Here is a 23,875-nt window from a genome sequence, read left to right as displayed (position 1 = left end):
CATCTGGACGTGCCACCTAGGCTGGGCCCATGGGCATAGGGAAGAAGATGGTCGGAGGGATGGCGACGAAGGTCGCCCCGCAGTTCGCGCACGCCGCTCCCGGTGTGACCTCACGCGCCGTGCTCGAGGCGCTCGACCGGGCGATCGACGGGGTCGGTCCCCTCAAGCCCGCTGCCGTGGCCGCTGAGAAGCAGCTCGAGGAGCAGGGCGGCGACGTGGTCAAGGCGATCCGCGAGGTCATCGAGAACAACGTCGCCCTCTCCGGCGGCCAGGGCTTCGTGACCAACCTCGGCGGCCTCGCCACCGCCGCCGTCGCGATGCCGGCCAACGTGGTCGGCCTCGCCGTGATCCAGTGCCGGATGATCGCGGGCATCGCGCACCTGCGCGGCCACGACCTCTCCGACCCGCGCGTACGCAACGGCGTGCTCGCCGCCCTCCTCGGCAACGAGGGCGTGGACGAGCTCATCAAGAGGAAGAAGCTGCCCGGCTCCCCCCTCGCGCTGGCGACCGCCCGGGTCCACGACCCCGACCTGCGGACGTTCCTGGCCACCGAGGTGGGCGCCTTCATGGTCTCGAAGGTTGCCGGCAAGCGGCTGGTCAGCGTCGCAGGGCGCCGGATCCCCGTCGTGGGCGGAGTCGTCGGGGCGAGCGCCGACGGCTACTCGACCTGGCGCGCCGGACGCTACGCCGACAAGGAGTTCACTCCGCCGCGCAAGCGCCGGTAGACCTCCAGGCTGGCGCGCCCCGGACGGGAGCCCTGCAGCTTGTTGACCGCCTTCTCGCGGGCCTTGTAGCTCGGACGCAGGTAGGACCGGTCGAGGGCCTCACGCGTGTCGTGGAGCTGTCGCTCCAGGTCGGCGTTGAGGTCACGCAGCCGCGCCGCCTCGAGCAGCAACGCCTCGATGGCGTCGAGCGAGGCCCGGTTGACCGAGGCGGCTCCCGGACGGTCGGGGTCGACCCACTCCTCCTGGGAGAGCCCGCTCGGCACCCCCAGCAGGTCGTCGACGTCTCCGACCACGTCGTAGCCGCGGGCCTTGATCTCCTCCACCCAGGTGCGGGAGAGGTCCATCGTCCACGGCTCCAGCGACGGGGGCAGTGACAGGCGCGGCGAGCGGCTGTTCTGCGACAGGGTCTGGTGGGCCAGCAGCTCGCGCACCAGCGGGCGGTAGTGCTCCGGCGGCAGCACCCGGTGCACCTGGCGGTTGATGCGGCGTACGAGGGTCGTCTCCGGGACGCCCATCGACGGGTTCACCCGCTCAGGCGTCAGGTCGAGCCCCTCCAGGCCGTCGAGCCCGAACGCCCGGCTGAACCGGTTCCACAGCTCGTCGCGGGGGGCACCGGGCGGCGGCACGGTGATGAGGTGGATCCGCTCGGGCGGCAGCGACGCCCCCCAACGGTTGATGATGTCGGGGATCTCCTGGACGCTCCAGAACCAGGAGCCGATGCGGCCCTTGCGCTCGGGGTCCTGGATGGTGGCGAGGAAGTCGGCGTAGCTGAGCTGGGCCCGGTGCTTGACGTTCTCCTGCCACTCCGCCGGGATCTGGCGTACGAGGTCACGCACCGAGAGCAGCACGTGGACCTCGGCGTCGCCGAACGACGACAGCGCGCGGTCGACCTGCGTACGCGAGGCCTTGGCGAGGATCTCGTGGCTCACGATCGAGGTGCCGTCGAAGTCGCGGACCTGCTCGGCGAGGCGGTCCCAGGCGCCGACCGCCTCCTGCTCGAGCCCGGCCCACGGCAGCTGCATCAGGTCGAGGGCGGCGAGGAAGTGGGCGTCGAAGCGCTCCGCGGGATAGTTCACGCCCTGCTCGGCGAGCACCGCCTGGTTGCGGAACAGCACGTCCTGCAGGTGAGAGGTGCCCGTCTTGGGGGTGCCGACGTGCACGAGCACCTTCCGGCGTCGCCCGGTCACGTCCATCGACCTCTCCCGCTCCTTCTCCTGCTGACTGACTGACTGCGTGTCCTGCTGGCTCACTGCTGCACCTTCCAGCCGCCCAGCAACAGCCTCACGGCCAGGTCGAGAGCGGCTCGATCACCGCCCGCAGCCGGGTGGGCTCCGGGGATCTCCCCGTCTCCGCCACCGGACCACTGGCGGTCACGGACAGGGTATCCAGCCTCCCGCAACTGCTCGGCGAGGCGGTCGCCACGCTCGGCGACCCAGCCCTCGTGCTCGCTCGGCAGCTGCGGCAGCCCGACGTCGAAGAACTCGTCGGGGAGCCTGGGCATCAGGCCGTCCCGCAGCAGGGTCCGGCGCTCGGAGACCGGGATCATCAGGCTCAGCGAGAAGGCCACGCGTCGGGCCAGCCCGGCCGCCGTACGCCCGGGGCGCCGCACCCGCGTCACGCGGGACCGGCCCAGCGCCCGGGGAAGGCGCCGTTCGTCGAGGACGAGCTCGACGGCGTCGTCACCGACGACCTCGCGCCAGTGCTCCACCAGCTGGGCGAGCTGCAGGCCGGGCGGCAGGCCGCGGCGGTGGCTCCAGTGGGTGAGCCACTCGTCCCAGCTGGCCACGGGGCGGTCGAAGCAGGCGTTGGTCCAGGCGTCGGCCAGCATCCGCGGCAGCTCGGCGCCGAGCACCACGACCCGGCCACCGGGGCGAGGGGCGTGGCCGCGGTCGGTCAGCTGGCGGGTGACCTCGGAGCGCAGCCACGGGTCGCCCTGCAGGACCACGCGGCCGCGCCAGGGCCGCTGGCGCACGCTCGGACGCGGCACCGGACCGAGGCTGACCAGGTCCTGGGCGAGGAGGTGGGCGGCGGCGCGCACGACCTCTTCGGCGGCGAGGGCGGTGGGATCGACGGGCGGGGCGCCGAAGCGGGGGTCGTACTCCGCCCCGACGAGCTCGAGCTCGGGACGGCCGCGGCCGGGAGCGGTGGCTCCCAGCACCCGGTCGGCCAGTCCGTGGGGGAGGCGCCCCTCGGCAGCGAGGTTGACGCGTCGCAGGAGCTCGAGCTGCTGGGCGCCGGGAAGGGCGCGTCCGGACGGGTCGGCGGTGCCGCTCCACTGCGCCCACTCGGTGGTGCCTCCGGCACGGAGGTGGGCCACCCATCCCCAGGCCCGGGCCACGCCCTCGGACCGCTCGTGACCTGCGGGCTCGGCCACGCTCACTTCCCCCGCAGCTGACGGGCGCGGTTGCGCAGCGCCTGGCTGACCGAAGGGGCCTCGGTGCGGTGGGCGGCCTCGCGAGTCATCGCGGCCAGTGCGTCCATGGCGGCGTCGAGCTGCTGGTCGGGCCGCGGGAGGTCGGGGTCGTGCCAGACCGTCTCCGGGGCCGGAGGGCGGGGCCGCAGCTCCTCGACGTCGCCGACGACGTCGACGCCACTGCCGGTGATCCAGTCGATCCAGATCTGGGCCTGCTCGGCGATGCCGTCGAAGCGTTCCGGCGGCAGCGTCACCGGCAGGCTCTCGCGGTTGACCAGCTCGCCCTCGGCGAGCATCTCGCGGATGAGGTTGTCGTAGGTGGCCTGGCGTCGTACGCCCATCTCGAGGCGCCGGTTCAGCTCACGGATCAGCTGGGTCTCCGCGATGCCCAGGGAGCGGTTGGTGCGCTCGCTCTCCAGCGGAGCCCACGCCGGGTCGATGCCGAAGGCCGTGCAGAAGCGCCGCCAGAGCACCTCGCCGCCGCGTTCGTGGGGCACCGTCACCACGTGGATGTTCTCCGGCGGCAGCTTGGAGCTCCAGTTGTTGAGCACGTGGGGCAGGTCGAGAGCCCGGTGGAACCAGTTGTCCCCGGCGTCGACCTTCTCGAGGAACTTGGCGAAGGTCCAGCGCCGCCCCTGCTTGATCGACTCCTGCCAGGCGGCAGGGATCTGGCGGCCGAGGTCGCGGGCCGAGTAGACGATGTGCACCTCGGACCCGGAGAGGTCGTTCATGGCCTTGATGATCTTCTCCGGCCGGGCCGGGGCGAGGATCTCGTGGCTGACGACCACGGTGCCCGAGGACCGGTTGATCTTGTGCACCAACGCGTCCCACGCACCGACGGCGTGACCGGGCGGGCCGCCCCAGTCCTCCCCGAGCAGGTCGAGGGCGGCGCGGAAGTGGAAGAGGTCGGCGGGGACCCCACGGCCCTTGGTCGGCACGGTGACTCCGTGGCTCGCCAGGAGCTCGGCGTTGCGTGCCAGGCGGTCCTGGAGATAGGTGGTGCCCGTCTTGGGCGCACCGATGTGGAGGTAGACGACCCGGCTCATGGGTCCGATTGTGCCAGCGTCTCGCGCACCACGGTCAGCGCCGGGCCGTCACTGCCCGGCCAATGCGCGGGCGACCGCCGACGCAGGGGTCTTGCCGAGCGCGTCGGCCATGAAGACCGAGGTCTCGACGACCTTGTCGAGGTCGACGCCGGTGCCGACTCCGAGACCCTTCAGCATCCACAGCAGGTCCTCGGTGGCGAGGTTCCCGGTCGCCGACTTGGCGTAGGGGCAGCCGCCCAACCCGCCCGCGGACGCGTCGAAGGTGGTGATGCCCACCTGCATCGCCGCGAGCGTGTTGGCGAGCGCCTGGCCGTAGGTGTCGTGGAAGTGCATGGCCAGCCGCTCCGGCCCCACGCCTGCGTCGGCGAACGCCGCGACCATGGCCTGCACGTGGCCGGCGGTGGCGACACCGATCGTGTCGCCGAGGCTGAGCTCGTCGGCGCCCAGGTCGAGCAGGCGTACGCCCGCGCGGACGACTGCGTCGATCTCGACGCCGCCCTCCCAGGGGTCGCCGAAGCACATCGACAGGTAGCCGCGCACGGTCATGCCAGCCGCCTTGGCGCGGGCGAAGGTCGGCTCGAACATCGCGAACTGCTCGTCGTAGGAGCGGTTGAGGTTCTTGGTCGCGAAGGTCTCCGTCGCGGAGCCGAAGACGGCGATGTGCTCCAGGCCGAGGTCGAGGGCCCGGTCGAGCCCCTTCTCGTTGGGCACCAGCACGGGCATCCGACGGGCCGCGTCACCGATCCGGTCGATGAGCAGGCCCATCAGCTCGGCCGCGTCGGCCAGCTGCGGCACCCACTTGGGGTGGACGAAGCTGGTCGCCTCGATGATCGGGAGGCCGGCGTCGAGCAGGCGGGTGACCATCTCGGCCTTCACCTCGACGGGGACGACCGCCTTCTCGTTCTGGAGGCCGTCGCGCGGGCCGACCTCGTAGATCGTCACCGCCTCGGGCAGCGCATGAGTGGTGATCGGCGTCGTGGGCACCGTCATCGGCAGGTCCGGGTGGCTCATGACTGCTCCCCCGGCCCGACGACGCTGGGCTCGCCAACGCTGGGCTCGACGACGCTGGGCTCGACGACGCTGGGCTCGACAACGCTGGGCTCGACGACGAAGAGTCGCGCGCCCAGGGTGACGAGGTCACCCACGGCTGCCCCGACCTCGGTGACGGTGCCGGCGAAGGGCGCCTTGAGCGAGAGCTCCATCTTCATGGCCTCCATCATGCCCAGCGTCTGATCGGGCACGACGCGGTCACCGACCGCGACCGTGACCTCCAGGACGGTGCCGGGCATGGGCGCGGTCAGGGTGCCGTCGCCCGCTGCCGCGGCGGTGTCGGCGAACGGGTCCGCGAAGGCGAAGACGAAGCGTTGGCCGCGGTGGACGAGCTCGACCTCGTGGCGCCGGGCGACGGCGAGGGCCCGTTCGTCACCGAGCTGGACGCGGGTCAGCCCCTTGACCTGCGGGCGCAGGGGCTCGCGCGTGGTCACGCCGGCCGGCACCTCGACCCACTCGTCGAGGTGCACGCGTACGGGTGCGGGCTCGGCGCCGGTGCGCCAGCCGTCCGTGCGGAACGGGCTGTCCTCGTCGTGCCGTACGGTCAGCGCCGCCGCCAGGCCCCGTGCCGTCGCCGGGTCGGGGGCGGGCACCGCGTTCCGGTCGAGCCACGCGGTGTCGATCGTCGCGTCGCGGAACTCGTCACGGGCGGCGAGGGTGCGCAGGAAACCGGTGTTGGTGGTCAGGCCGAGCACCACGGTGTCGTCGAGGGCGTCGAGCAGCGCGGCGCGGGCGGCCTCGCGGTCCTCCCCGTACGCAATGACCTTGCCGAGCATCGGGTCGAAGTGGGTGGAGACGACCTGGCCCGACTCGAGTGCGTGGTCGACGCGTACGTCGGCTCCCAGCACGTCGGTCCACATGCCCCACTGCACGAAGCTGGCGGTGCCGGCCTGCGGCAGGAACCCGTTGAACGAGTCCTCGGCGTAGACCCGGGCCTCGATGGCGTGGCCCTCCAGGGTGACGTCCTCCTGGGCGAAGTCGAGCGCCTGCCCGGAGGCGACCGCGAGCTGCAGGGCGACCAGGTCGGGCTTCTCACCGCGGATCCGGACGACCTCCTCGGTGACCGGGTGCTCCACCTGGAGGCGGGTGTTCATCTCGAGGAAGTAGAACTCGCCGGTGGCGTTGTCGAGGAGGAACTCGACGGTTCCGGCGTTGGTGTACCCCACCTCGGTGGCGAGAGCGACGGCCGAGGCGGTGATCGCGGCCCGCTCCTCGTCGCTGATGGTCGGCGCCGGAGCCTCCTCCAGCACCTTCTGGTGGCGGCGCTGCGTGGAGCAGTCGCGCTCGAAGAGGTGGCGGACGGTGCCGTGCGCGTCGCCCATCACCTGCACCTCGACGTGGCGGCCGGACTCGACGTACTTCTCCACCAGCAAGGTGTCGTCGCCGAAGGAGCTGAGCCCCTCGCGGGCCGCGGCGGCGCGCGCCTCGGCGAAGTCGTCGGGGCTGCGTACGACGCGCATGCCCTTGCCGCCACCGCCGGCGGCGGCCTTGACCAGCACCGGGTAGGCGAAGGTCGCCGGGTCGCTCTCGATGTCGTACGCCGGGATCACCGGGACGCCTGCGGCCACGGCGATCTCGCGGGCGGCGTCCTTGCGGCCCATGGCGTCCATGACGTCGGCCGAGGGACCGACCAGCGTGATGCCGGCCTTCTCCAGGGCGCGGGCGAAGACCGAGCGCTCGGAGAGGAAGCCGTAGCCGGGGTGGACCGCGTCGGCACCGGCCTCGACGGCGGCCGCGACGACCGCGTCGACGTCGAGGTAGCTGGGCACCTCGACGGCGTGGTCGGCGTCGCGTACGTGCGGAGCGTCCGCGTCGGCGGCCGTGTGGATGGCGACGCGACGGATGCGCAGCTTCTCGCAGGTCTCGAAGACGCGCAGGGCGATCTCGCCGCGGTTGGCGACGAGCAGGGTCTTGATCTGGGTGGGGTTCTGGTCAGCCACAGTCATCACATCCGGAAGACGCCGTAGGACGGCGCCGGGGTCGGGGCCTGGGCGGCCAGGTCGAGGCCCATGCCGAGGACGCGGCGGGTGTCGACGGGGTCGATGATCCCGTCGTCCCACAGCCGGGCGGTGGAGTAGTAGGGCGAGCCCTGGGTCTCGTACTGGTCGCGGATCGGCGCCTTGAACGACTCCTCGTCCTCGGCCGACCACTCGCCACCCCTGGATTCGATCCCGTCGCGCTTGACGGTGGAGAGCACGCTCGCGGCCTGCTCTCCGCCCATCACGGAGATGCGCGCGTTGGGCCACATCCACAGGAAGCGGGGGTCGTACGCCCGGCCCGCCATGCCGTAGTTGCCGGCGCCGAACGAGCCGCCGATGACGACGGTGAACTTCGGAACCACGCTGGTCGCGACCGCGGTGACCAGCTTGGCGCCGTCACGGGCGATGCCGCGATTCTCGTACTCGCGCCCGACCATGAAGCCGGTGATGTTCTGCAGGAAGACGATCGGGATGCCGCGGGAGTTGCACAGCTCGATGAAGTGGGCGCCCTTGAGCGATGACTCGCTGAAGAGGATGCCGTTGTTGGCGACGATGCCGACCGGGTGGCCCCAGATGTGCGCGAAGCCGGTCACCAGGGTCTCGCCGTAGAGCTTCTTGAACTCGTGGAAGCGGCTGCCGTCGACGATGCGGCGGATGACCTCGCGCACGTCATAGGGCTGGCGGGTGTCGGTCGGGACGACGTCGTAGAGACCCTGCGGGTCCTCCAACGGCTCCTCGGGCTCACGCTTGTCGTAGGACGCACGGCCGCTGCCAGCGCCCCGGAGGCCGTCGCCGTCGAAGCCCGAGACCGGCGGCAGGGTGTCGACGATGGAGCGCACGATCTGCAGCGCGTGGTCGTCGTCCTCGGCGAGGTGGTCGACGACGCCCGACGTACGCGCGTGCACGTCGCCGCCGCCCAGGTCCTCGGCCGTCACGACCTCACCCGTCGCGGCCTTCACGAGCGGCGGGCCGCCGAGGAAGATCGTGCCCTGGTGGCGCACGATGACGGTCTCGTCGCTCATCGCCGGGACGTACGCCCCACCCGCGGTGCAGGAGCCCATGACCGCGCTGATCTGCGCCAGGCCGCGGGCCGAGAGGTTGGCCTGGTTGTAGAAGATCCGACCGAAGTGCTCGCGGTCGGGGAAGACCTCGTCCTGCATCGGCAGGAAGGCGCCACCGGAGTCGACGAGGTAGACGCAGGGCAGGTTGTTCTCCGCGGCGATGGTCTGGGCGCGCAGGTGCTTCTTGACCGTGATCGGGTAGTAGGTGCCGCCCTTCACGGTCGCGTCGTTGGCGACGACCATGACGTTGCGGCCGTTGATCCGGCCGATGCCGGCGACGACGGAGGCCGAGGGCACGGCGTTGACGTCGGTCTCGTCCTTGCCGTACATGCCCCACGCCGCCAGCGGCGCCACCTCGAGGAAGGGGCTGCCGGGGTCGAGCAGGCGGTCGACGCGCTCGCGGGCCAGCAGCTTGCCTCGTCCGGTGTGCTTGGCGCGGGCCGCCTCCGACCCGCCCTGGCGGACCAGGGCGAGGCGCTCGCGCAGTTCAGCGGTGAGGTCGTGGAGACTCATGCGGCCAAGGTTAACGCTCATTAACCTGTTGCGCCACCACTCCGTGACGCCTGCGTCTACGGGCCGTTCGAGCGGTGGGCCGAGGTGAATGCCCGCTAACCTGAGCCGGTGACCGAGTCCACCAGCAGCGCGCGCCCGCCCCGGCCCGCCACCAGCAGGCGCCAGCAGCTGCTCGACCTGGCGGCCGAGATGTTCGCCCGCCGCGGGTTCCACGGCGTCTCGGTCACCGACCTCGGTGCGGCCGCCGGCATCTCCGGGCCGGCGCTCTACAAGCACTTCCCGAGCAAGGACGCGATCCTCGCCGAGATGCTGGTCTCCATCTCCGAGGAGCTGCTCTCGGTGGGGCGCGCCCGCGCGGCGAGCGCTGCCGAGACCGGCGACGTACGCTCCGCGCTCGCCGCCCTGGTCGGCTGGCACGTCGACTTCGCCCTCGCGCACAAGGCGCTGATCATCGTGCAGGACCGCGACTGGAGCTCACTTCCGGACGAGGCGCGCGAGAAGGTGCGGGGTCTCCAGCGCGACTACGTCGACCTGTGGGCCACCACGCTCCAGGAGCTCCAGCCCGAGCTGACGCTGGACCGGGCGCGAGCGACCGTGCACGCGACCTTCGGGCTGATCAACTCGACGCCGCGCAGCGCGCGCGTGCCCGACGAGGAGATGCGGGACCTGCTCGCCGAGATGGCGATGCGCGCGCTCGACGCCGCCTGAACGTGCGCGCCTGAACGGCTGTCGGCACCCGACCGGGGTCAGGAGCCGACGGGCCGACTCAGACGTCGAGGACGAGCTTGCCGCCCTTGGAGCGCGAGACGCAGACGTACATCTCAGTGTTGGCCGCACGCTCCTCGGCGGTCAGCAGGTCGTCGTCGCGGTGGTCGACGTCGCCGGAGATGACCTTCGCCAGGCAGGAGCCGCAGTGGCCCTCCTCGCAGGAGTAGTCGAAGTTCGGCACGTTCTTGAGCACCACGTCGAGGACGCGCTCGTCCGGGCCGACGATGGCGGTGACGCCCGAACGGCTCAGCTCCAGCTCGAAGGCGACGTTGCCCTTGTCCTTCTCGGCGCGCTCGGCAGCCGCCTCCTCGGAGGCGGTGAAGCGCTCGAAGTGCAGCTCGGAGGCGGGGGCGTACTTCTCGACGCACTGCTCGACCGCGGTGATCAGCGGCGACGGGCCGCAGCAGTAGACGGCCGTGTCGGCGTCGATCGCCTCGAGGGCGGTCTTGAGGTCGAGCAGGCCCTCGGTGTCCTGGGGGACGACGGTCAGGCGGTCACCGGCGATCTCGGTGAGCTCGTCGACGAAGGCCATCGACGCGCGGCTGCGACCGCCGTAGAGGACGCGGTAGTCGGCGCCGGACTGCGCGGCGGCGGCCACCATCGCGCGGATCGGGGTGACGCCGATGCCGCCGGCGATGAAGAGGTACTTCGGGCTCGGCTTCAGCTCGAAGTGGTTGCGCGGCGAGGTCGAGGTGATCAGCTTGCCGACCAGCTTGGTGTCGTGGAGCTCCTTCGAGCCTCCGCGACCGTCCTCCTCGCGGAGCACCGAGACGCGGTACTCGAAGCGGTTGGCCGGGTCGCCGCACAGCGAGTACTGACGGATCAGCCCGGAGGGAGTGTGGACCTCGAGGTGCGCACCGGGCTCCCACGCGGGCAGCTCGTCACCGTGCGGGTCGACGAAGGTGATGGCGATGACGCCCTCCGCCTCCTGGGTGACGCGGTCGACCTCGAGGTCGATCTTGAGCGTCCCGGCCGCCAGCTTCTCCGCCTCGAGCTTGCGCTGGGCGTCTGCCGTGGGGTCGTACGCCGACTGCGTCGCCACCGTCTGGGGCCAGGCCGACTTCGACTTCTTCAAGAACCGGAATGCCATGTTGCAGAGGATATATCGTCTACACCTTTACACGGGGACTTCCCGCAGACGACTTTTCCTCACTCCTCTCCGTGCAGCGACTCGGTGGCTCCGTCGACGGGCTCGACGATGTCCACCAGCAACGCGGCGGCCTGCTCGGCCGCCTCGACGGCGACCTCCACGTCAGGGAGGTCGCCCTCCCAGTCTGCCGAGTCACTGGCTGACTCCTCCGGCGGGCCGGCCAACCGGGCGACGAGGTCGGCCCGTTCGAGTCCGCGCAGGTGCAGGAGCACCAGTGGGTCCGCCTCGACCAGCCAGGCCACCTGGGTGAGCACCGCCAGCGCGTGGCGGCAGGGGTCGACCCACGCGTCGCAGCCGCAGGTGGCAGTCAGCCCCCCGTAGGGCAGCAGCTCGACCCCGGCCTCCTCCAGCGCCTCGTCCAGGCTCGCCGGCACGTCACCGCGCAGCAGCGACCCGACCCAGCCGGCGCCCGCGCCGACCACCTCGGCGAAGGCCTGCGCCTCCTCGGCGTCCATGACGGGCACCGTGACCGTGACCGTGAAGGCGTCGCCGCGCTCCATCACCGCGGCCACCACCCGCCCGGCCTCGAGCTCGATCTGGCCGACCTCCCCGCGACGGGCCAGGCCGGCGCCCTTCTTCAGGTCGTCCGGGTCGTACGCCGCCTCCTCCAGCGCCGAGGCGACCGCGCGCGCCCACCACGTGCGTACGGCTGCCGAGCGGCGCGGCTCGATGCGCGGGAACGTGCGGCTCATCGCCCCGCTCCCGACGTCTCGGTCATCGCAGCGCCACCAGGTCGCGCAGCTCGTCGTCGCTGAGCTCGGTCAGCGCCGCCTCGCCCTGGCCCAGCACCGCGTCGGCGAGGCCGCGCTTGCGTTCCAGCAGCGCCGCGATCCGCTCCTCCACCGTGCCCTGGGTGACCATCCGGTGCACCTGGACGGGCTTGGTCTGACCGATCCGGTAGGCGCGGTCGGTGGCCTGCTCCTCGACGGCCGGGTTCCACCAGCGGTCGACGTGCACGACGTGGTCGGCCCGGGTCAGGTTGAGGCCGGTGCCGCCGGCCTTGAGGGAGAGCAGGAAGACCGGCACCCGGTCGTCGGCGTCGTCGGCCTGGAAACGACGCACCATCTGCTCGCGCTCGGCCACCGGGACACTGCCGTGCAGGAACTGGTGCGGCACCCCCGCGCGGCGCAGGTGGGTGGAGATCAGGTTGCCCATGGCGACGTACTGCGTGAAGACCAGGACCGCGCCGTCCTCGGCGAGCACCGTGCCGATCAGTTCGTCGAGCAGGTCGAGCTTCTCCGAGCGCCCGTTGAGCTTGGGGTTGGCCTGCTTGAGGAACTGGGCCGGGTGGTTGCAGATCTGCTTGAGGCCGGTGAGCATCGCCAGCACCAGGCCGCGGCGCTCCTCGGGCTCGGAGCGCTCGATGCGCTCCATCCGGTCCTTCACGAACGACTCGTAGAGCACCGCCTGCTCGGTGGTCAGCCCCAGGAGGTGGTCGGTCTCGGTCTTGGGCGGCAGCTCCGGCGCGATGCCCGGGTCGGACTTGCGCCGCCGCAGCAGGAACGGCCCGATCAGGTCGGCGAAGCGCTGCGTGACCTTGCTGTCGACCCCGGCCTCGATGGGCGAGGCCCAGACCCGGCGGAACGCCAGGCGGCTGCCGAGCAGTCCCGGCACCACCCAGTCGAGGATCGCCCAGAGCTCGGTGAGGTTGTTCTCCACCGGGGTTCCGGTCAGCGCGACCCGCGCCCGGGAGTCGATGCTGCGCAGGGCGCGGGCGGTCGAGGAGGCGGCGTTCTTCACGTGCTGCGCCTCGTCGGCGACGACGAGGTCCCACCGCACCGACGCCAGGGTCTCCGCGTCGTTGCGCATCGTGCCGTACGTCGTCAGCACGAACCCGGCGTCGCCCTCGCCCGTCGGCCTCTCCCCGGCCAGCCCCTCGAGCGAGCGGCCTCCGCCGTGGAAGCGGCGTACGGGCGTGCCGGGCGCGAACCGCTCGATCTCGGCCTGCCAGTTGCCGAGCAGGGAGGCCGGGCAGACCACCAGGGTCGGGCCGTCGAAGCCGGCCTCGCGGCGGTGCAGGTGCAGCGCGATGAGCGTGATCGTCTTGCCCAGCCCCATGTCGTCGGCCAGCACGGCACCCAGCCCCAGGCCCGTGACGTGGGCGAGCCAGCTGAGGCCCTGGTGCTGGTAGTCGCGCAGGGTGGCCGCCAACTTCTTCGGCACCTCGACCGTCGCCTGGTGGGCCTCGAGCAGGCGCTTGCGCACCACCTCGATCGAGGCACCGGGGTGCACCTGCACCTCGGTCTTGTCGACCTCCACCACGCCACTGAGCGCGGCGGCGACCGCCTCGGCTGGGCGGGCGTTGCGGATCAGGCGCTTGCGGGCGCGACGGGCCGTGGTCGGGTCGACGACCACCCAGTTGTCGCGGAGCTTGATGACCGGTGTGGCCGCCTTGGCGAGCTGTTCCATCTCGGCCTCGGACAGCTCCTCGCCCCGCAACGAGACCTGCCACTTGAAGGCGAAGAGGTTCTCGGCCGAGAGGGTGGAGGACTGCAGGGGATCGTCGTCGAAGCCGCGCGACGAGGTCGACTCCACCACGGCCCGGCTGCTCAGGTCGCGGCCGATGCTGCGCGGCCACAGCACGTCGACCCCGACCTCGGCCAGCGCGTCGAGGCCGCGGTCGAGCAGGGAGGTGATCTCGTCGGAGTCGAGGACGAGCTCGTCGGGCACCCGCTGGTCGAGCAGCCGGTCGAGCACGTCCCAGGCGTCGGCAGCGCGACGGATCGCGATGCTGGCGTGCGTACGCGCCCGGTCGCCGAAGCCGTGCGAGGCGTCGGGCCCGGTCTCCAACCAGAGCGCCGAGGCGTCGGCGAGGTGCAGCGGGTTCTCCTCGGCGTGCACCTGCGGCACCAGGCGCAGCTCACCGGCGTACAGCTGCTCGTCGGCGGCCTCGACCCGCAGCGAGAGCGTGACGGTCTGCGGGCGGTCGTCGACGCCGTGGGTGCGGCGGATCCGCTGCAGGCGCGACTGCAGGCGCGAGGAGTAGTCGACCGGCGAGGCGGGCTGACGCACCTGCGTGCGGCTCGGTGCCTTGCGCGGGCTGGCGTCGACGACGGCGTCGACCATGCGGCGTACGACGCCCTCCGCCGCTGCCGGGTCGAGCCCGTCGTCGGCCCGGGCGGCGGCGAGCTGCGCGATGCGGTCGTCGTCGGCCGGCAGCAGCACCGGCACCCACCACGGCTGCTCAGGGTGCGGTCCGAAGCGGCCGTCGGCGACCAGGCGCAGCCCGAGGTGGGCGGCTCCCGCGAGCAGGACGACGGTGGGGTGCAGCTCGCCGCCTCCGCGCTGGGCGCGAGCCAGGACGGGCATCGCGGCGGTGACCGGCAGGGTGACCGTGCGCTGACCCGGACCGGTGAACTCGATCGTCGCCTCCCGCGGCGGCTCCGCCGAGCGCAGGGTCGCAGGACCGGAGGTGGGGACGAGACTCACGCCGACGACGGTAGCCGCTGAGTCCGACAGCGCTGGGGGCAGTGGGCCTCGGCTGGGAAGGAAACTCCTGCGCTGGCGGGAGGCCACCACCCCGGAAGGAAACTCCTGCGCTGGCGCGGCCCGACGAGCGCGACGCCGGCACTCACGTACCCGAACTGCCTGCTGAACCGTGGGCGTACGTGGCCCTCAGGCGTTAATGCGATGCCGTGGAGCCGTCATCCAGCCGACGTCGAGGCGGCTCAGTCGTCCTGGGACGAGAGCGCCGTGGACGTGAGTTCGGCTGGCTCGCCCGGTGGAGTCGCAACCTCGGGCCGCATCTTGGGGGGTGCAGCGGACCATGCCTTGAGGTGCTGGACGACGTCCTCGTAGAAGGTGTCCACCGCGTTCATCACGGAGTCGATGAAGGACCCACGGCCCCGACCTCGTTTCGTGCCCATGGGAACGCTCATCTCCAACCGGAAGGCCTTGAGCTCCCGAGTGGCGTCCAGCACCAACACCGCAGGGTCCTCGCGCACCACGGCCAAGAGGTCTGATGCACCTGCACCCCGCTGGTTCACCACGAATGCCTCCAGACGCAGTCCGTCAGGGGCGGTCTTCAGTTGACGCACCAACCAGTTCACACGAGTGGTGGCCCGTCCGGTCTTGGGCGCATCCACGTCGACGTGACACGTAACGGTGTTCGTGCGCAAGTTGGCCGTCACGGAGATGTCGCCCACCGTTCCGGGAATGCGTAGAGCGCCGCGAAGGACACCGTGGTCGACAAGACCAGTCCGCAGAATCTGCGCGCGCAGTGTTGGGTCACTGCGCTCCTTGCGGCTCATCTGGACAACTACGTCCGCCCCCAGCCTCCGGCCCAATTGCAGTGAGGCATACCGGATGAGTGCGTCGAAGCGCGCCACGACGTCGGTGATGGTGGGATCACCCGCACGCAACGTCCCGCTCGTGACCGCTTCTCGGAGCGGAACCCAGTCGGCGCCCATGTCGTCGAACTCGAGTGCCCCCGACTTCGGGTGTTCGAGGTAGCGGATGAGTTCACCCAAGACCCATGCCTGATCGGGGTCGGAGACACCGCGATGTTCCTTCTGAAGAACCGCGGAGGCGAGCACATCTGCCCACGACCAGTGGTGGAGTGCCACCTTTCGCAGTTTTCGGCGGTCAACCTGCGTCGGGTGGACGTCAGGACTGGGTGGAATCTCGTTGCTGATCGTGATCAGCGCGTCGAAGCCTTGATCACGGCAGATGTCGAGGTAGTTCTCCAACTGCTCCGTGGCGAGAGCGTTCTTCCCAGTCTTCACCTCGACGAGGGCGGTCCATTCCCTCGAACCGCGACGAACTCGAATGAGCCCATCGGGACGCAGGTCCTTCCCTCCCAGTTTGAAGGGAACCTCGATGTAGGTCTCGACGTTTCCTGCCGGGGCAGCCACCGTCCCGAGAAGCGCTCGGCCGAACTCCTTCACGGATGAAAGAACAGCCAGCAGCGCAGAAGTCGCGCGTCGTTCCTGCTCCTCCGCACCCGAAATCCCCGAGGTCGGAATCAGTCGTGCTGCGTGCCATGACTCTTCAGCCACAATCTCCCCTTCGCTTGTCCAGCAGGGTAGGGAAGATCGGCTCCCGACGGGGGGGATTTGGAGGCGCAGGAGCAATCCGCTCCTTCGGACCGTGCACGAGCACGAGCCACGGCACGTTCCCTGATGGATCACCACCACGGATTGTTGAGAACCGCACTAACCTCGAGCCATGAGCATCCTCGACTCCTCCATCGGCCGCCTCGACGGCACGACCGGCACCCTGCGCGACCTCACCGGCGGCAAGCCCGCCCTCCTGGTCAACGTGGCCAGCAAGTGCGGCCTCACGCCGCAGTACTCCAAGCTCGAAGAGCTGCAGGCCACCTACGGCGAGCGCGGCTTCACCGTGGTCGGCTTCCCGTGCAACCAGTTCATGGGCCAGGAGCCCGGCTCGCCCGACGAGATCGCGGAGTTCTGCTCGGCAACCTACGGGGTGACCTTCCCGCTGACCGAGAAGATCGAGGTCAACGGCGAGGGCCGTCACGAGATCTATGACGCCCTCACCGAGCTCTCCGACGAGGAGGGCAAGACCGGCGACATCCAGTGGAACTTCGAGAAGTTCCTCATCACCGCCGACGGCACCCCGGTCGCGCGCTTCGGGCCGCGTACGGAGCCCGACGCCCCGCACGTCGTCGAGGGCATCGAGAAGCTGCTGGGTTGAGCGGCAGCCCGGCCCCCGAACCGACCGCTACACCGTCACCTGCGCCGAGCCTCTCACCTCGGCGCGTGCCTCAATCCCTCAAGTCAGCACGCGTCATGGTGGTCGCGGCGTTGTCGACGGCACTCGCCGCCGGGGCCATTGCAGCGGCATGGGTGTTCATCGGCCCGACGGGGTTCTCCTTCGCCTGGGTCACTCACTTCATTCTCATGGCGTGGGTGTCTTGGATCGCGGGTCCGCGGGCGCGGATTCCCAATCACGGTTGGTTCCGGGTCAGGCCCTGGGAAGCGCGGCTCTACCCGGTCCTGGGGGTCCGGTTGTTCGGGAAGTTGCTCCACGTCATCGGATGGAACCGGGTCATAGCAAACGAACGTGGGTTCGGCGGCACGCGGGAGGGCCTGAAAGAACTCGACCAGCACACACTGCGCTCCGAACTCGGCCACAGCATCTGCCTTGTCGTCACTGCGGCCCTGTCTTTCGGCGTGGTGTCGGGAGAGGCATGGCAAGGCGCTCTTTGGCTGGTGGCCCTCGGACTCCTCTTCCATCTGTACCCAGCGCTACTGCAGCGGCTCGTGCGTGCCCGCCTCCAAGCCATATTCGCCAGGCTCTCAAGGAGGACCTAGCCAGCCCAGCGGCGGAACTGGCAATTCTGCCGACGGCAACGACTGTGAAAGCGGGACGCCACGCAACCCCGCGAGAACGGGGTGTGTCCGACGGCACGTTCAATGGGAGCGCCGATTGTTGCCTCGGCCACTAGTCTCGGCCAGTGACAAGTACAGAAACTCTTCCCGGCCAGGAGCCGGAGCAGGTCGAGAAGCTCGACCGCAAGCTTCTCCTCATCGCCGGCGTCGTCGTCCTCGGCGGCATCATGTCCATCCTCGACGTCACCGTCGTGTCCGTCGCGCTGGAGACCTTCGCCCGCGAGTTCGACGCCACCACCGCTGACGTCGCGTGGACGATGACCGCCTACACGCTGGCGCTGGCCACCGTCATCCCGCTGACGGGCTGGGCCGCCGACCGGTTCGGCACGAAGCGGCTCTACCTCATCGCCGTCGCCCTCTTCACGCTCGGCTCGGTGCTCTGCGCGATCGCGCCCGACCTGACGTGGCTGATCATCTTCCGCGTCGTCCAGGGCCTCGGCGGCGGCATGCTCATGCCGCTCGGCATGACGATCCTGACCCGCGCCGCCGGCCCCGAGCGCCTGGGCCGAGTCATGGCCGTCATGGGCATCCCGATGCTGCTCGGGCCGATCTTCGGCCCCATCCTCGGCGGCTGGCTGATCGACGTCGCCTCGTGGCACTGGATCTTCCTGATCAACCTGCCGATCGGCATCATCGGCCTCGTCTACGCGGCGAAGGTCCTCGAGAAGGACGACGTGCAGCCGTCCGAGACCTTCGACTTCGTCGGCATGCTGCTCCTCTCCCCTGGCCTCGCGTCGTTCCTGTACGGCGTCTCCTCGATCCCCGGCGCCAAGGAGGAGTCCGGCACTGCCTGGACCACCGAGGTCGTCGCGACCATGGTGATCGGAGCGATCCTGACCAGCCTCTTCATCCCGTGGGCGCTGCGCAAGTCCAACATCCACCCGCTGATGGACCTGCGCCTGCTGAAGAACAAGAACCTCTCGGTCGCGCTGATCACGATGTCGTTCTTCGCGATCGCCTTCTTCGGCGCCTCGCTCCTCTTCCCGCTGTACTTCCAGATGGTCCGCGGCGAGGACGCCCTGCACGCCGGCCTCCTGCTGGCCCCCCAGGGTGTCGGCGCCATCCTGACGATGCCGCTGGCTGGCCTGCTCGCCGACAAGATCGGCCCCGGCAAGATCGTGATGACGGCGCTGGCCGTCATCACCGTGTCGGTCGGGATGTTCACGCAGATCGACGCGGACACCTCGTACGTCTACCTGCTCAGCGCCCTCTTCATCATGGGCCTGGGCCTCGGCGGCGCGATGATGCCGATCATGACCGCCGCCCTGGCGACCCTCACCGACCACACGGTCGCTCGCGGTTCGACCCTGCTGAACATCCAGCAGCAGGTCGCTGCCTCGATCGGCACCGCGATCTTCGCGACCCTGCTGACCAACTTCATGCAGGAGAAGAAGTCGATCCAGGTGGCCGGCGAGGTGGCGGAGGCCGAAGCCCGGGGAGGCGACGCCGCCGTGGGTGAGCTGTTCGCCCGGCTGGGGCTCACCCCGGAGTCGTTCCAGTCACTCGTGGACAAGGTGCCGGGCGACCAGGCGGCGTCGTTCGCCTCGGTCTTCGTGGTGGCCACCGCCCTGGTGGGTCTCTGCCTCGTGCCGGCGTTCTTCCTGCCGCGCGAGAAGGTGCACGCACCGAAGGACGTCATGATCGGTCACTGACCGCGTCGTACGCACGCACGCGACGAAGGCCCCCGCTCCTGCGGGGGCCTTCGTCGCATCCGTACGTCGTGAGCAGTCGCGGTCGGCCTGCTCAGGCGCGCGCGGCGTCTGCCTCGGCCACGGCCTTCAGCCGCACCAGCGTCTCCTCGATCGAGCGCTGGGTGCCCTTGAGGCCGGTGATCTTGAAGATGAGTCGCGGCAGGCCCGAGTAGCCGCTGCCGTCCCACGTCTCGGTGACCCGGACCTTGCCGGCCTCGGGGGTGAGCTCGTAGCGCCACACGTGGGCACCGCGGTGCTTCCACGCGATCAGGGCGTCCTGCTCGTACTCGACCACGGTGTTGTTGGTCCGGTAGCCCAGGCCGCGCTTCATCTGCACGGTGAACTGCGCCCCCTCGCTGAGCCGCTCGGGGCCGTCCACGATCTCCTGCACGGACCCGGAACCGTCGATCCGGGTGTGCTGGCGCGGGTCGGCGAGGATGTCGAAGATCACCGAGGCCGGCGCGTCGACGAGGATGCTGGCAGAGGCGGTGAGGTCGTCCATGTGCCGAAGAGTAGTCCCCGGCGCCTGACCCGCGCACTGACGTGCGGCCATGATGGTGGCCCACTCGGGCGCTCGCGCCCATCCGGCGCCACTGGCACGCCACCTGCAGCGTGAGGTCGCCGAACGGCCGTGGCCGCTGGACGAGAGGAGTCGCAACGACTTCACGACCCTCGTCGACGACCTGCTCGACGGGCGGTGAGGGGTCGCCCTCAGGCCTGGACCGCCAGGACGAGCGGCAGGACCGCCTCGGCGCCAGCGTCGCGCAGCTGCTGCGCAGCCAGGGTCAGCGTCCATCCGGTGTTGACCTGGTCGTCGACCAGCAGGACCCGGCGACCCGACACGGAGTCGTCGTCCAGCAGGAGGCGTGAGCGGCGGCCGACGGCGGAGACACGCTGGGCGGAGTTGGTCGCGCCGGCACCCGGCGGGACGTCCACGTCGACGAGGGCGAAGCTGCCGATGACCGGCACTCGCAGGTAGCGCGACAGGCCGTCGGCCAGGTCCTGGGTGAGCACCCCGCGGCGGGTCGACTCGACCACCACGATGGCGTCAACACGCGGCCGCCAGTCGTTGAGCACCTGGACGACTGCCTGCACCAGCGGCACCGGGACAGGCCCGTCCGGGGTGGAGTCGCGGAAGAGCTCGCGCACCTGCTGGCCGTAGCCGAGGTCGGTCATCCGGGCGACGGCCCGACCTTCCTCGGCCTGCCCCTTGATCTTGCCCTTGAGGTCGATGCCGAGAGTGGCGAGCGCAGTGGGCCACATCTTGCGCGGCTCGACCGCCACGCCCGGGCGGCTCAGGCGCTCGTGGGCGGCCTCGACCGCCGCCTCGGACACGTCCGTGGAGAGGGTGAGCCCGCCGCAGTTGTCACACCGCCCGCAGTCGACGGCCTCCGGGTCGTCGAGCTGCTCACGCAGGTAGCGCATCCGGCAGCGGTCGGTGTCGAGGTAGGCGAGCATCGCCGCCTGCTCGCGCTCGCGCGCAGCCGTCACTCGGGCGTAGCGCTCGGCGTCGTACGCCCACTCCTGCCCCGTGGCCTCCCAGCCGCCGCGCACGCGACGGACGGCACCGTCGACGTCGAGCACCTTGAGCATGGTCTCGAGCCGGTTGCGGCTGAGGTCGACGTAGGTCTCCAGCGCCGCCGTGCTCAGCGTGCCCTGCTCCGAGAGCACGGCGAGCGTCTGGCGCACCTGGTGCTCGGGCGGGAAGGCGAGTGAGGCGAAGTAGGCCCAGATGTCACGGTCCTCCAGCTGCGGCAGCAGCACGACGGTGGCGTCGTCGGTGCCACGGCCGGCACGGCCCACCTGCTGGTAGTAGGCCACCGGCGAGCTGGGAGCACCGAGGTTGACCACGAACGAGAGCGTCGCGTCGAAGCCCATGCCGAGCGCCGAGGTGGCGACCAGCGCCTTGACCCGGCCCTCGACCAGGTCAGCCTCCAGGCGCCCTCGTTCCTCGGCCTCGGTCTGGCCGGAGTAGGCGCGCACCTCCAGGCCACGGTCGCGCAGGTAGGCGGACACCTCCTGGGTCGCAGCGACCGTGAGGCAGTAGATGATGCCGTTGCCCGGCTGGGCCGCGACGAAGTCGGCGAGCCAGGCGAGCCGCTGCTCGGTGGTCCGCATCTTCAGCACGCCGAGGCGCAGCGACTCGCGGTCGAGAGTGCCGCGCAGCACGAGCACGTCGTCGAGCTGGCGAGAACCGCTCAGCTGCTCGGCGACGTCACCGGTGACGCGGGCGTTGGCGGTGGCCGTGGTCGCGAGGACCGGGATGCCGCTCGGCAGCTCGTCGAGGAGCGTACGGATGCGGCGGTAGTCGGGACGGAAGTCGTGGCCCCAGTCGGAGATGCAGTGCGCCTCGTCGACCACCAGCAGCCCGCAGGTGGCCGCGAGACGTGGCAGCACCTCGTCGCGGAAGCCGGGGTTGTTGAGCCGCTCCGGGCTCACCAGCAGCACGTCGACCTCGCCGTTGTTGATCGCGGCGTGGATCGGCTCCCACTGGTCGTTGTTGGTCGAGTTGATGGTGACGGCGCGAATGCCGGCCCGCTCGGCGGCGGCGATCTGGTTGCGCATCAGCGCGAGCAACGGCGAGACGATCACCGTCGGCCCGGCGCCCATCTCGCGCAGCAGCAGGGTGGCGACGAAGTAGACGGCCGACTTGCCCCACCCGGTGCGCTGCACGACGAGGGCACGGCGCCGGTCGACCGCCAGCGCCTCGATCGCGGACCACTGGTCCTCGCGCAGCGTCGCGTCGTCGCGGCCGACCAGGGCGCGCAGGTGACGCTCGGCGGACTCGCGAGCGGCGGTGCGGTCGAAGGTCGCGGGGCTGGAAGTCATGGCCCCTGTCTAACAGGCGGCTCCGACAATGGGAGACGTACGTCAGTGCGGGGCGGCCGGAGGCAAACCGAGACGCTCGCGCGCCTGCTGGTGGAGCTCGACCACCGCCACCCGCAGCTGAGGACGCTCGGTGAGGGGGCCACCGGGCCACGGCACCCGGACCTCGATCGGGGCGCCGTCGACCGTCGCCGTCCAGACACCGGCCTCGGTGTCGAGGTCGGTCATCACGGCCGCGGTCGCCTCCAGCGCTCCGAACGCACGGACGATGTCGAGCGAGTCGTCGAGGTGGTCCCCGTTCATGTGGTTCAGGACGCCGGCGACGATGCTGTCGTCGAATCGCGATGCACTCATGCCCAGATCCTCACACACGTCGCGCACGGCGACGGCTCAGGAGCACGCCCACGAGGACACCGACGACGAGGAGCCCGGCAGCACCGCCCAGGACCACCGGGAGGGAGACGCTGCTGCTCTGCTCCGCCGCTGCCGGGCTGTCGGTCTCGGTCTCGGTCTCGGCGTCGGTGTCGTTGTCGGAGGTCGCTGCCTCGCCCATGTCGAGCCCGTCGGTGATCGTCCAGCTCGCACCGTCGACGTACGTCGGGCCGTCGGCGGGCTCGCCGTCGATCTGGAGGTCGATCTCGAAGGGCAGCTCGAGGGTGTCGTTGCGCCCGACGGCGACCATCAGGTAGTAGTCGCCAGCCACGGTGAAGTCGCCGCCACCACCGAAACCTCCACCGTCGAAGGCACCCGTCCGACTGACCTGCGGCGTCGCGGTCCGGAACTCGACCGGCGCCCTCGTGCCCACGTAGCCGAGGAACTCCGCGCCCTTCGGAAAGTCCACGTTGGCGCCGAGCGGACTGTGCAGGGACATCTGGGCCATCGGCGGCGCCAGTCCGAACGCCTCGCGATGGTCGGTCGTCCCGGCTGCGAAACGCATGCCGACCCTGGCGGACTGGCCGTAGTCCAGGCGGAACCGGTAGATCAGGGCCTCACCGGGCACGATGTCGCTGGACCAGAGGCCGCTGGTGAGCTCGGGCGCCTCCTCGAGCGAGGCCGCTCCGGCCACCTCCTGGGCCGTCCCACCGAAGGCCGGCTTCTCGATCGGGACGTCACCCTCCGGCGCGACGAAGCCGTCGTCCTCGACCGGCGGCTCCTCGGTGACCCGCAGCCCGATCTTGACGTCAGGGGTGCCATGGCTGCGCTCGACCATGACCCTGTAGGTCCCGGGGAGGTCGCAGTTGCTCTCCGCCCCGGCCGTCACCTGGACCCCCTTGAGCAACAGGGCGTGCATGGAGGACCGCACCGTGTAGGCGTAGTCGCACCTGTCGCCTTCGGGGTTGGTGATCTCCATCCGGGTGACGTCGTTGAAGCCCGTGCCGCCCTGGGTCACCGCCGCGACCCGCAGGGTGCTGCCGGCCTCCTTCCGCTCGAAGGAGTAGTACTTGGCGTCATAGCCCTTGACCGTGCCGATGGTGTCGATCCAGCTGCCCACGGTGATCGGTGTCGGGTCCTGCTCGGTGCCGCCGCTGATCGGTTCTCCGAACAGGGTGAAGGGCTGCGCCGCGCGGCTGGCCACCCGGGTCAACGTGGCCTCGATGTCCGCTGCGTCGTCGGCGTCGAAGTAGTCACCGTTGCCCGCCTCGGCGATGCACCTGAGGTGCTCGCGGGCCTTGCCCGAGACCGACAGCCCGACCACGTCGATGCGCAGGTCGATGCCGTCCTTGGCCAGGTCCTTGGCGACCTTGCAGGGGTCGGGGTCGCACGTCGACTCGCCGTCGGAGACCAGGATGAGCGACCGCGCGCCCTCGCTGCCGAGGTCCTTCGCGGCCTCACGCAGGGCGTACGGGATCGGCGTCTCGCCGTAGGGCTTGTACTTCTTGATCTCGGCCAGCATCGCGCTGCGGTTGTCGACGCCCGCCGGCACGACCAGCTGGCTGTCCTCACAGCTGCCGGGATCGGTCCGCGAGAAGACCTTGGCGCCGAAGACCCGTAGGCCGACCTCGGCGTCGTCGGGCAGCCCTTCGACCACCGTCCGCAGCGCCGACCTGGCCGCCTCGATCTTGGTCTTCCCGCCCTTGGCCGGATCCGCCATCGAACCGGAGGCGTCCAGGACGAGCATGGTGCGCCCCTGACCCTCTCCGTCGGCCATCGCCAGCGGCTGGGCTGCTGCCGAGCCGTGCAGGCTGGTCCCCGTCGCAGTGAGCAGGACGGCCAGCGCCACGAGGCGCGTGCGCCAGCTCGTACCGGTCTTCCTCATGTCCCCCCCGGGATCAGATCGGTGAACGTCGCGGCCCACCGTA

Annotated in this window: 20 protein-coding genes; 6 read left to right on the top strand and 14 right to left on the bottom strand. The window is 70.7% G+C overall.

Features of this window, described 5'->3' with window-relative positions; translation table 11 throughout:
- Positions 1 to 29: 29 nt before the first annotated feature.
- Positions 30 to 725: an EcsC family protein gene (locus FCL41_RS00395; protein WP_239021706.1), complete on the top strand. Its 696-nt coding sequence runs from the start codon at positions 30 to 32 to the stop codon at positions 723 to 725.
- On the opposite strand, the gene FCL41_RS00390 is transcribed toward FCL41_RS00395, so the two are convergent.
- From FCL41_RS00390 to FCL41_RS00365, 6 genes are read right to left on the bottom strand one after another with little or no spacing between them, the layout of a single operon-like run.
- Complete coding sequence (locus FCL41_RS00390; protein WP_239021705.1) at positions 683 to 1,975, bottom strand: hypothetical protein; 1,293 nt, start codon at positions 1,973 to 1,975, stop codon at positions 683 to 685. The genes FCL41_RS00395 and FCL41_RS00390 overlap by 43 nt on opposite strands.
- Positions 1,972 to 3,099 (bottom strand): hypothetical protein, encoded by a 1,128-nt coding sequence (locus FCL41_RS00385; protein WP_137064496.1) that lies wholly within the window; start codon positions 3,097 to 3,099, stop codon positions 1,972 to 1,974. The genes FCL41_RS00390 and FCL41_RS00385 overlap by 4 nt, the downstream gene beginning before the upstream one ends.
- Before the next feature lie 2 nt (positions 3,100 to 3,101).
- Positions 3,102 to 4,184 carry a hypothetical protein gene (locus FCL41_RS00380; RefSeq protein WP_137064497.1) on the bottom strand — a complete coding sequence of 361 codons (1,083 nt, stop codon included), beginning with the start codon at positions 4,182 to 4,184 and terminating at the stop codon, positions 3,102 to 3,104.
- Positions 4,185 to 4,232: 48 nt separating this feature from the next.
- Entirely contained in the window at positions 4,233 to 5,195 is a 963-nt protein-coding gene (locus tag FCL41_RS00375; RefSeq protein WP_137064498.1) for a hydroxymethylglutaryl-CoA lyase, read from the bottom strand.
- Positions 5,192 to 7,174, bottom strand: coding sequence for an acetyl/propionyl/methylcrotonyl-CoA carboxylase subunit alpha (locus tag FCL41_RS00370; protein WP_239021704.1), 1,983 nt, complete (start codon positions 7,172 to 7,174; stop codon positions 5,192 to 5,194). Before FCL41_RS00370 ends, FCL41_RS00375 begins: the two co-directional genes overlap by 4 nt.
- Before the next feature lie 5 nt (positions 7,175 to 7,179).
- Complete coding sequence (locus FCL41_RS00365; RefSeq protein WP_239021703.1) at positions 7,180 to 8,787, bottom strand: carboxyl transferase domain-containing protein; 1,608 nt, start codon at positions 8,785 to 8,787, stop codon at positions 7,180 to 7,182.
- A gap of 108 nt (positions 8,788 to 8,895) precedes the next feature.
- Here FCL41_RS00365 and FCL41_RS00360 point away from each other — a divergent pair, with 108 nt between their 5' ends.
- Positions 8,896 to 9,495 (top strand): TetR/AcrR family transcriptional regulator, encoded by a 600-nt coding sequence (locus FCL41_RS00360; protein ID WP_239021702.1) that lies wholly within the window; start codon positions 8,896 to 8,898, stop codon positions 9,493 to 9,495.
- Between the two features lie 58 nt (positions 9,496 to 9,553).
- On the opposite strand, the gene FCL41_RS00355 is transcribed toward FCL41_RS00360, so the two are convergent.
- From FCL41_RS00355 to FCL41_RS00340, 4 genes are all read right to left on the bottom strand, one after another.
- On the bottom strand, positions 9,554 to 10,645 hold the full coding sequence (locus FCL41_RS00355) for a PDR/VanB family oxidoreductase (protein ID WP_137064501.1): 1,092 nt from the start codon (positions 10,643 to 10,645) through the stop codon (positions 9,554 to 9,556).
- 59 nt (positions 10,646 to 10,704) lie between these two features.
- The gene (locus FCL41_RS00350) at positions 10,705 to 11,397 is read right to left on the bottom strand and encodes an SWIM zinc finger family protein (protein WP_137064502.1); all 693 of its coding nucleotides are present in this window, start codon (positions 11,395 to 11,397) and stop codon (positions 10,705 to 10,707) included.
- 22 nt (positions 11,398 to 11,419) lie between these two features.
- A complete protein-coding gene (locus tag FCL41_RS00345; protein ID WP_137064503.1) occupies positions 11,420 to 14,134 on the bottom strand; it encodes a DEAD/DEAH box helicase in 2,715 nt (904 codons plus the stop codon).
- Positions 14,135 to 14,373: 239 nt separating this feature from the next.
- Positions 14,374 to 15,591 (bottom strand): hypothetical protein, encoded by a 1,218-nt coding sequence (locus tag FCL41_RS00340; RefSeq protein WP_239021701.1) that lies wholly within the window; start codon positions 15,589 to 15,591, stop codon positions 14,374 to 14,376.
- 280 nt (positions 15,592 to 15,871) lie between these two features.
- Here FCL41_RS00340 and FCL41_RS00335 point away from each other — a divergent pair, with 280 nt between their 5' ends.
- The 3 genes from FCL41_RS00335 to FCL41_RS00325 all read left to right on the top strand — a co-directional run bounded on the left by FCL41_RS00335 (position 15,872) and on the right by FCL41_RS00325 (position 18,710).
- Positions 15,872 to 16,360 (top strand): glutathione peroxidase, encoded by a 489-nt coding sequence (locus tag FCL41_RS00335; protein ID WP_137064505.1) that lies wholly within the window; start codon positions 15,872 to 15,874, stop codon positions 16,358 to 16,360.
- 65 nt (positions 16,361 to 16,425) lie between these two features.
- On the top strand, positions 16,426 to 16,980 hold the full coding sequence (locus FCL41_RS00330; RefSeq protein WP_137064506.1) for a glycosyl-4,4'-diaponeurosporenoate acyltransferase CrtO family protein: 555 nt from the start codon (positions 16,426 to 16,428) through the stop codon (positions 16,978 to 16,980).
- Between the two features lie 143 nt (positions 16,981 to 17,123).
- Positions 17,124 to 18,710 (top strand): DHA2 family efflux MFS transporter permease subunit, encoded by a 1,587-nt coding sequence (locus FCL41_RS00325; protein WP_239021700.1) that lies wholly within the window; start codon positions 17,124 to 17,126, stop codon positions 18,708 to 18,710.
- 91 nt (positions 18,711 to 18,801) lie between these two features.
- Here FCL41_RS00325 and FCL41_RS00320 read toward each other — a convergent pair whose 3' ends face one another.
- Positions 18,802 to 19,251: an SRPBCC family protein gene (locus FCL41_RS00320; RefSeq protein ID WP_137064507.1), complete on the bottom strand. Its 450-nt coding sequence runs from the start codon at positions 19,249 to 19,251 to the stop codon at positions 18,802 to 18,804.
- 49 nt (positions 19,252 to 19,300) lie between these two features.
- Between FCL41_RS00320 and FCL41_RS16860 the strand changes: the two genes are divergently transcribed.
- A complete protein-coding gene (locus tag FCL41_RS16860) occupies positions 19,301 to 19,450 on the top strand; it encodes a hypothetical protein (protein ID WP_170970149.1) in 150 nt (49 codons plus the stop codon).
- Between the two features lie 10 nt (positions 19,451 to 19,460).
- Here FCL41_RS16860 and FCL41_RS00315 read toward each other — a convergent pair whose 3' ends face one another.
- From FCL41_RS00315 to FCL41_RS00305, 3 genes are read right to left on the bottom strand one after another with little or no spacing between them, the layout of a single operon-like run.
- A complete protein-coding gene (locus FCL41_RS00315) occupies positions 19,461 to 21,578 on the bottom strand; it encodes a RecQ family ATP-dependent DNA helicase (RefSeq protein ID WP_137064508.1) in 2,118 nt (705 codons plus the stop codon).
- 42 nt (positions 21,579 to 21,620) lie between these two features.
- Positions 21,621 to 21,929, bottom strand: coding sequence for a DUF2470 domain-containing protein (locus FCL41_RS00310; RefSeq protein ID WP_137064509.1), 309 nt, complete (start codon positions 21,927 to 21,929; stop codon positions 21,621 to 21,623).
- A gap of 10 nt (positions 21,930 to 21,939) precedes the next feature.
- Positions 21,940 to 23,832, bottom strand: coding sequence for a vWA domain-containing protein (locus FCL41_RS00305; protein ID WP_137064510.1), 1,893 nt, complete (start codon positions 23,830 to 23,832; stop codon positions 21,940 to 21,942).
- Between the last annotated feature and the right edge of the window lie 43 nt (positions 23,833 to 23,875).

It is taken from the genome of Nocardioides jishulii, assembly GCF_006007965.1.
GTDB lineage: Bacteria > Actinomycetota > Actinomycetes > Propionibacteriales > Nocardioidaceae > Nocardioides > Nocardioides jishulii.
The sequence above is the reverse complement of the archived record's forward strand: the minus strand, read 5'-3'. Positions and strand labels throughout refer to the sequence as shown.

Excerpts from the sequence above, each read along its gene's own strand:
- FCL41_RS00310 (WP_137064509.1), bottom strand. The coding sequence starts at position 21,929 with ATGAGTGCATCGCGATTCGACGACAGCATCGTCGCCGGCGTCCTGAAC.
- FCL41_RS00320 (WP_137064507.1), bottom strand. The coding sequence starts at position 19,251 with ATGGACGACCTCACCGCCTCTGCCAGCATCCTCGTCGACGCGCCGGCC.
- FCL41_RS00350 (WP_137064502.1), bottom strand. The coding sequence starts at position 11,397 with ATGAGCCGCACGTTCCCGCGCATCGAGCCGCGCCGCTCGGCAGCCGTA.
- FCL41_RS00355 (WP_137064501.1), bottom strand. The coding sequence starts at position 10,645 with ATGGCATTCCGGTTCTTGAAGAAGTCGAAGTCGGCCTGGCCCCAGACG.
- FCL41_RS00375 (WP_137064498.1), bottom strand. The coding sequence starts at position 5,195 with ATGAGCCACCCGGACCTGCCGATGACGGTGCCCACGACGCCGATCACC.
- FCL41_RS16860 (WP_170970149.1), top strand. The coding sequence starts at position 19,301 with ATGATGGTGGCCCACTCGGGCGCTCGCGCCCATCCGGCGCCACTGGCA.
- FCL41_RS00315 (WP_137064508.1), bottom strand. The coding sequence starts at position 21,578 with ATGACTTCCAGCCCCGCGACCTTCGACCGCACCGCCGCTCGCGAGTCC.
- FCL41_RS00380 (WP_137064497.1), bottom strand. The coding sequence starts at position 4,184 with ATGAGCCGGGTCGTCTACCTCCACATCGGTGCGCCCAAGACGGGCACC.
- FCL41_RS00335 (WP_137064505.1), top strand. The coding sequence starts at position 15,872 with ATGAGCATCCTCGACTCCTCCATCGGCCGCCTCGACGGCACGACCGGC.
- FCL41_RS00365 (WP_239021703.1), bottom strand. The coding sequence starts at position 8,787 with ATGAGTCTCCACGACCTCACCGCTGAACTGCGCGAGCGCCTCGCCCTG.
- FCL41_RS00305 (WP_137064510.1), bottom strand. The coding sequence starts at position 23,832 with ATGAGGAAGACCGGTACGAGCTGGCGCACGCGCCTCGTGGCGCTGGCC.
- FCL41_RS00395 (WP_239021706.1), top strand. The coding sequence starts at position 30 with ATGGGCATAGGGAAGAAGATGGTCGGAGGGATGGCGACGAAGGTCGCC.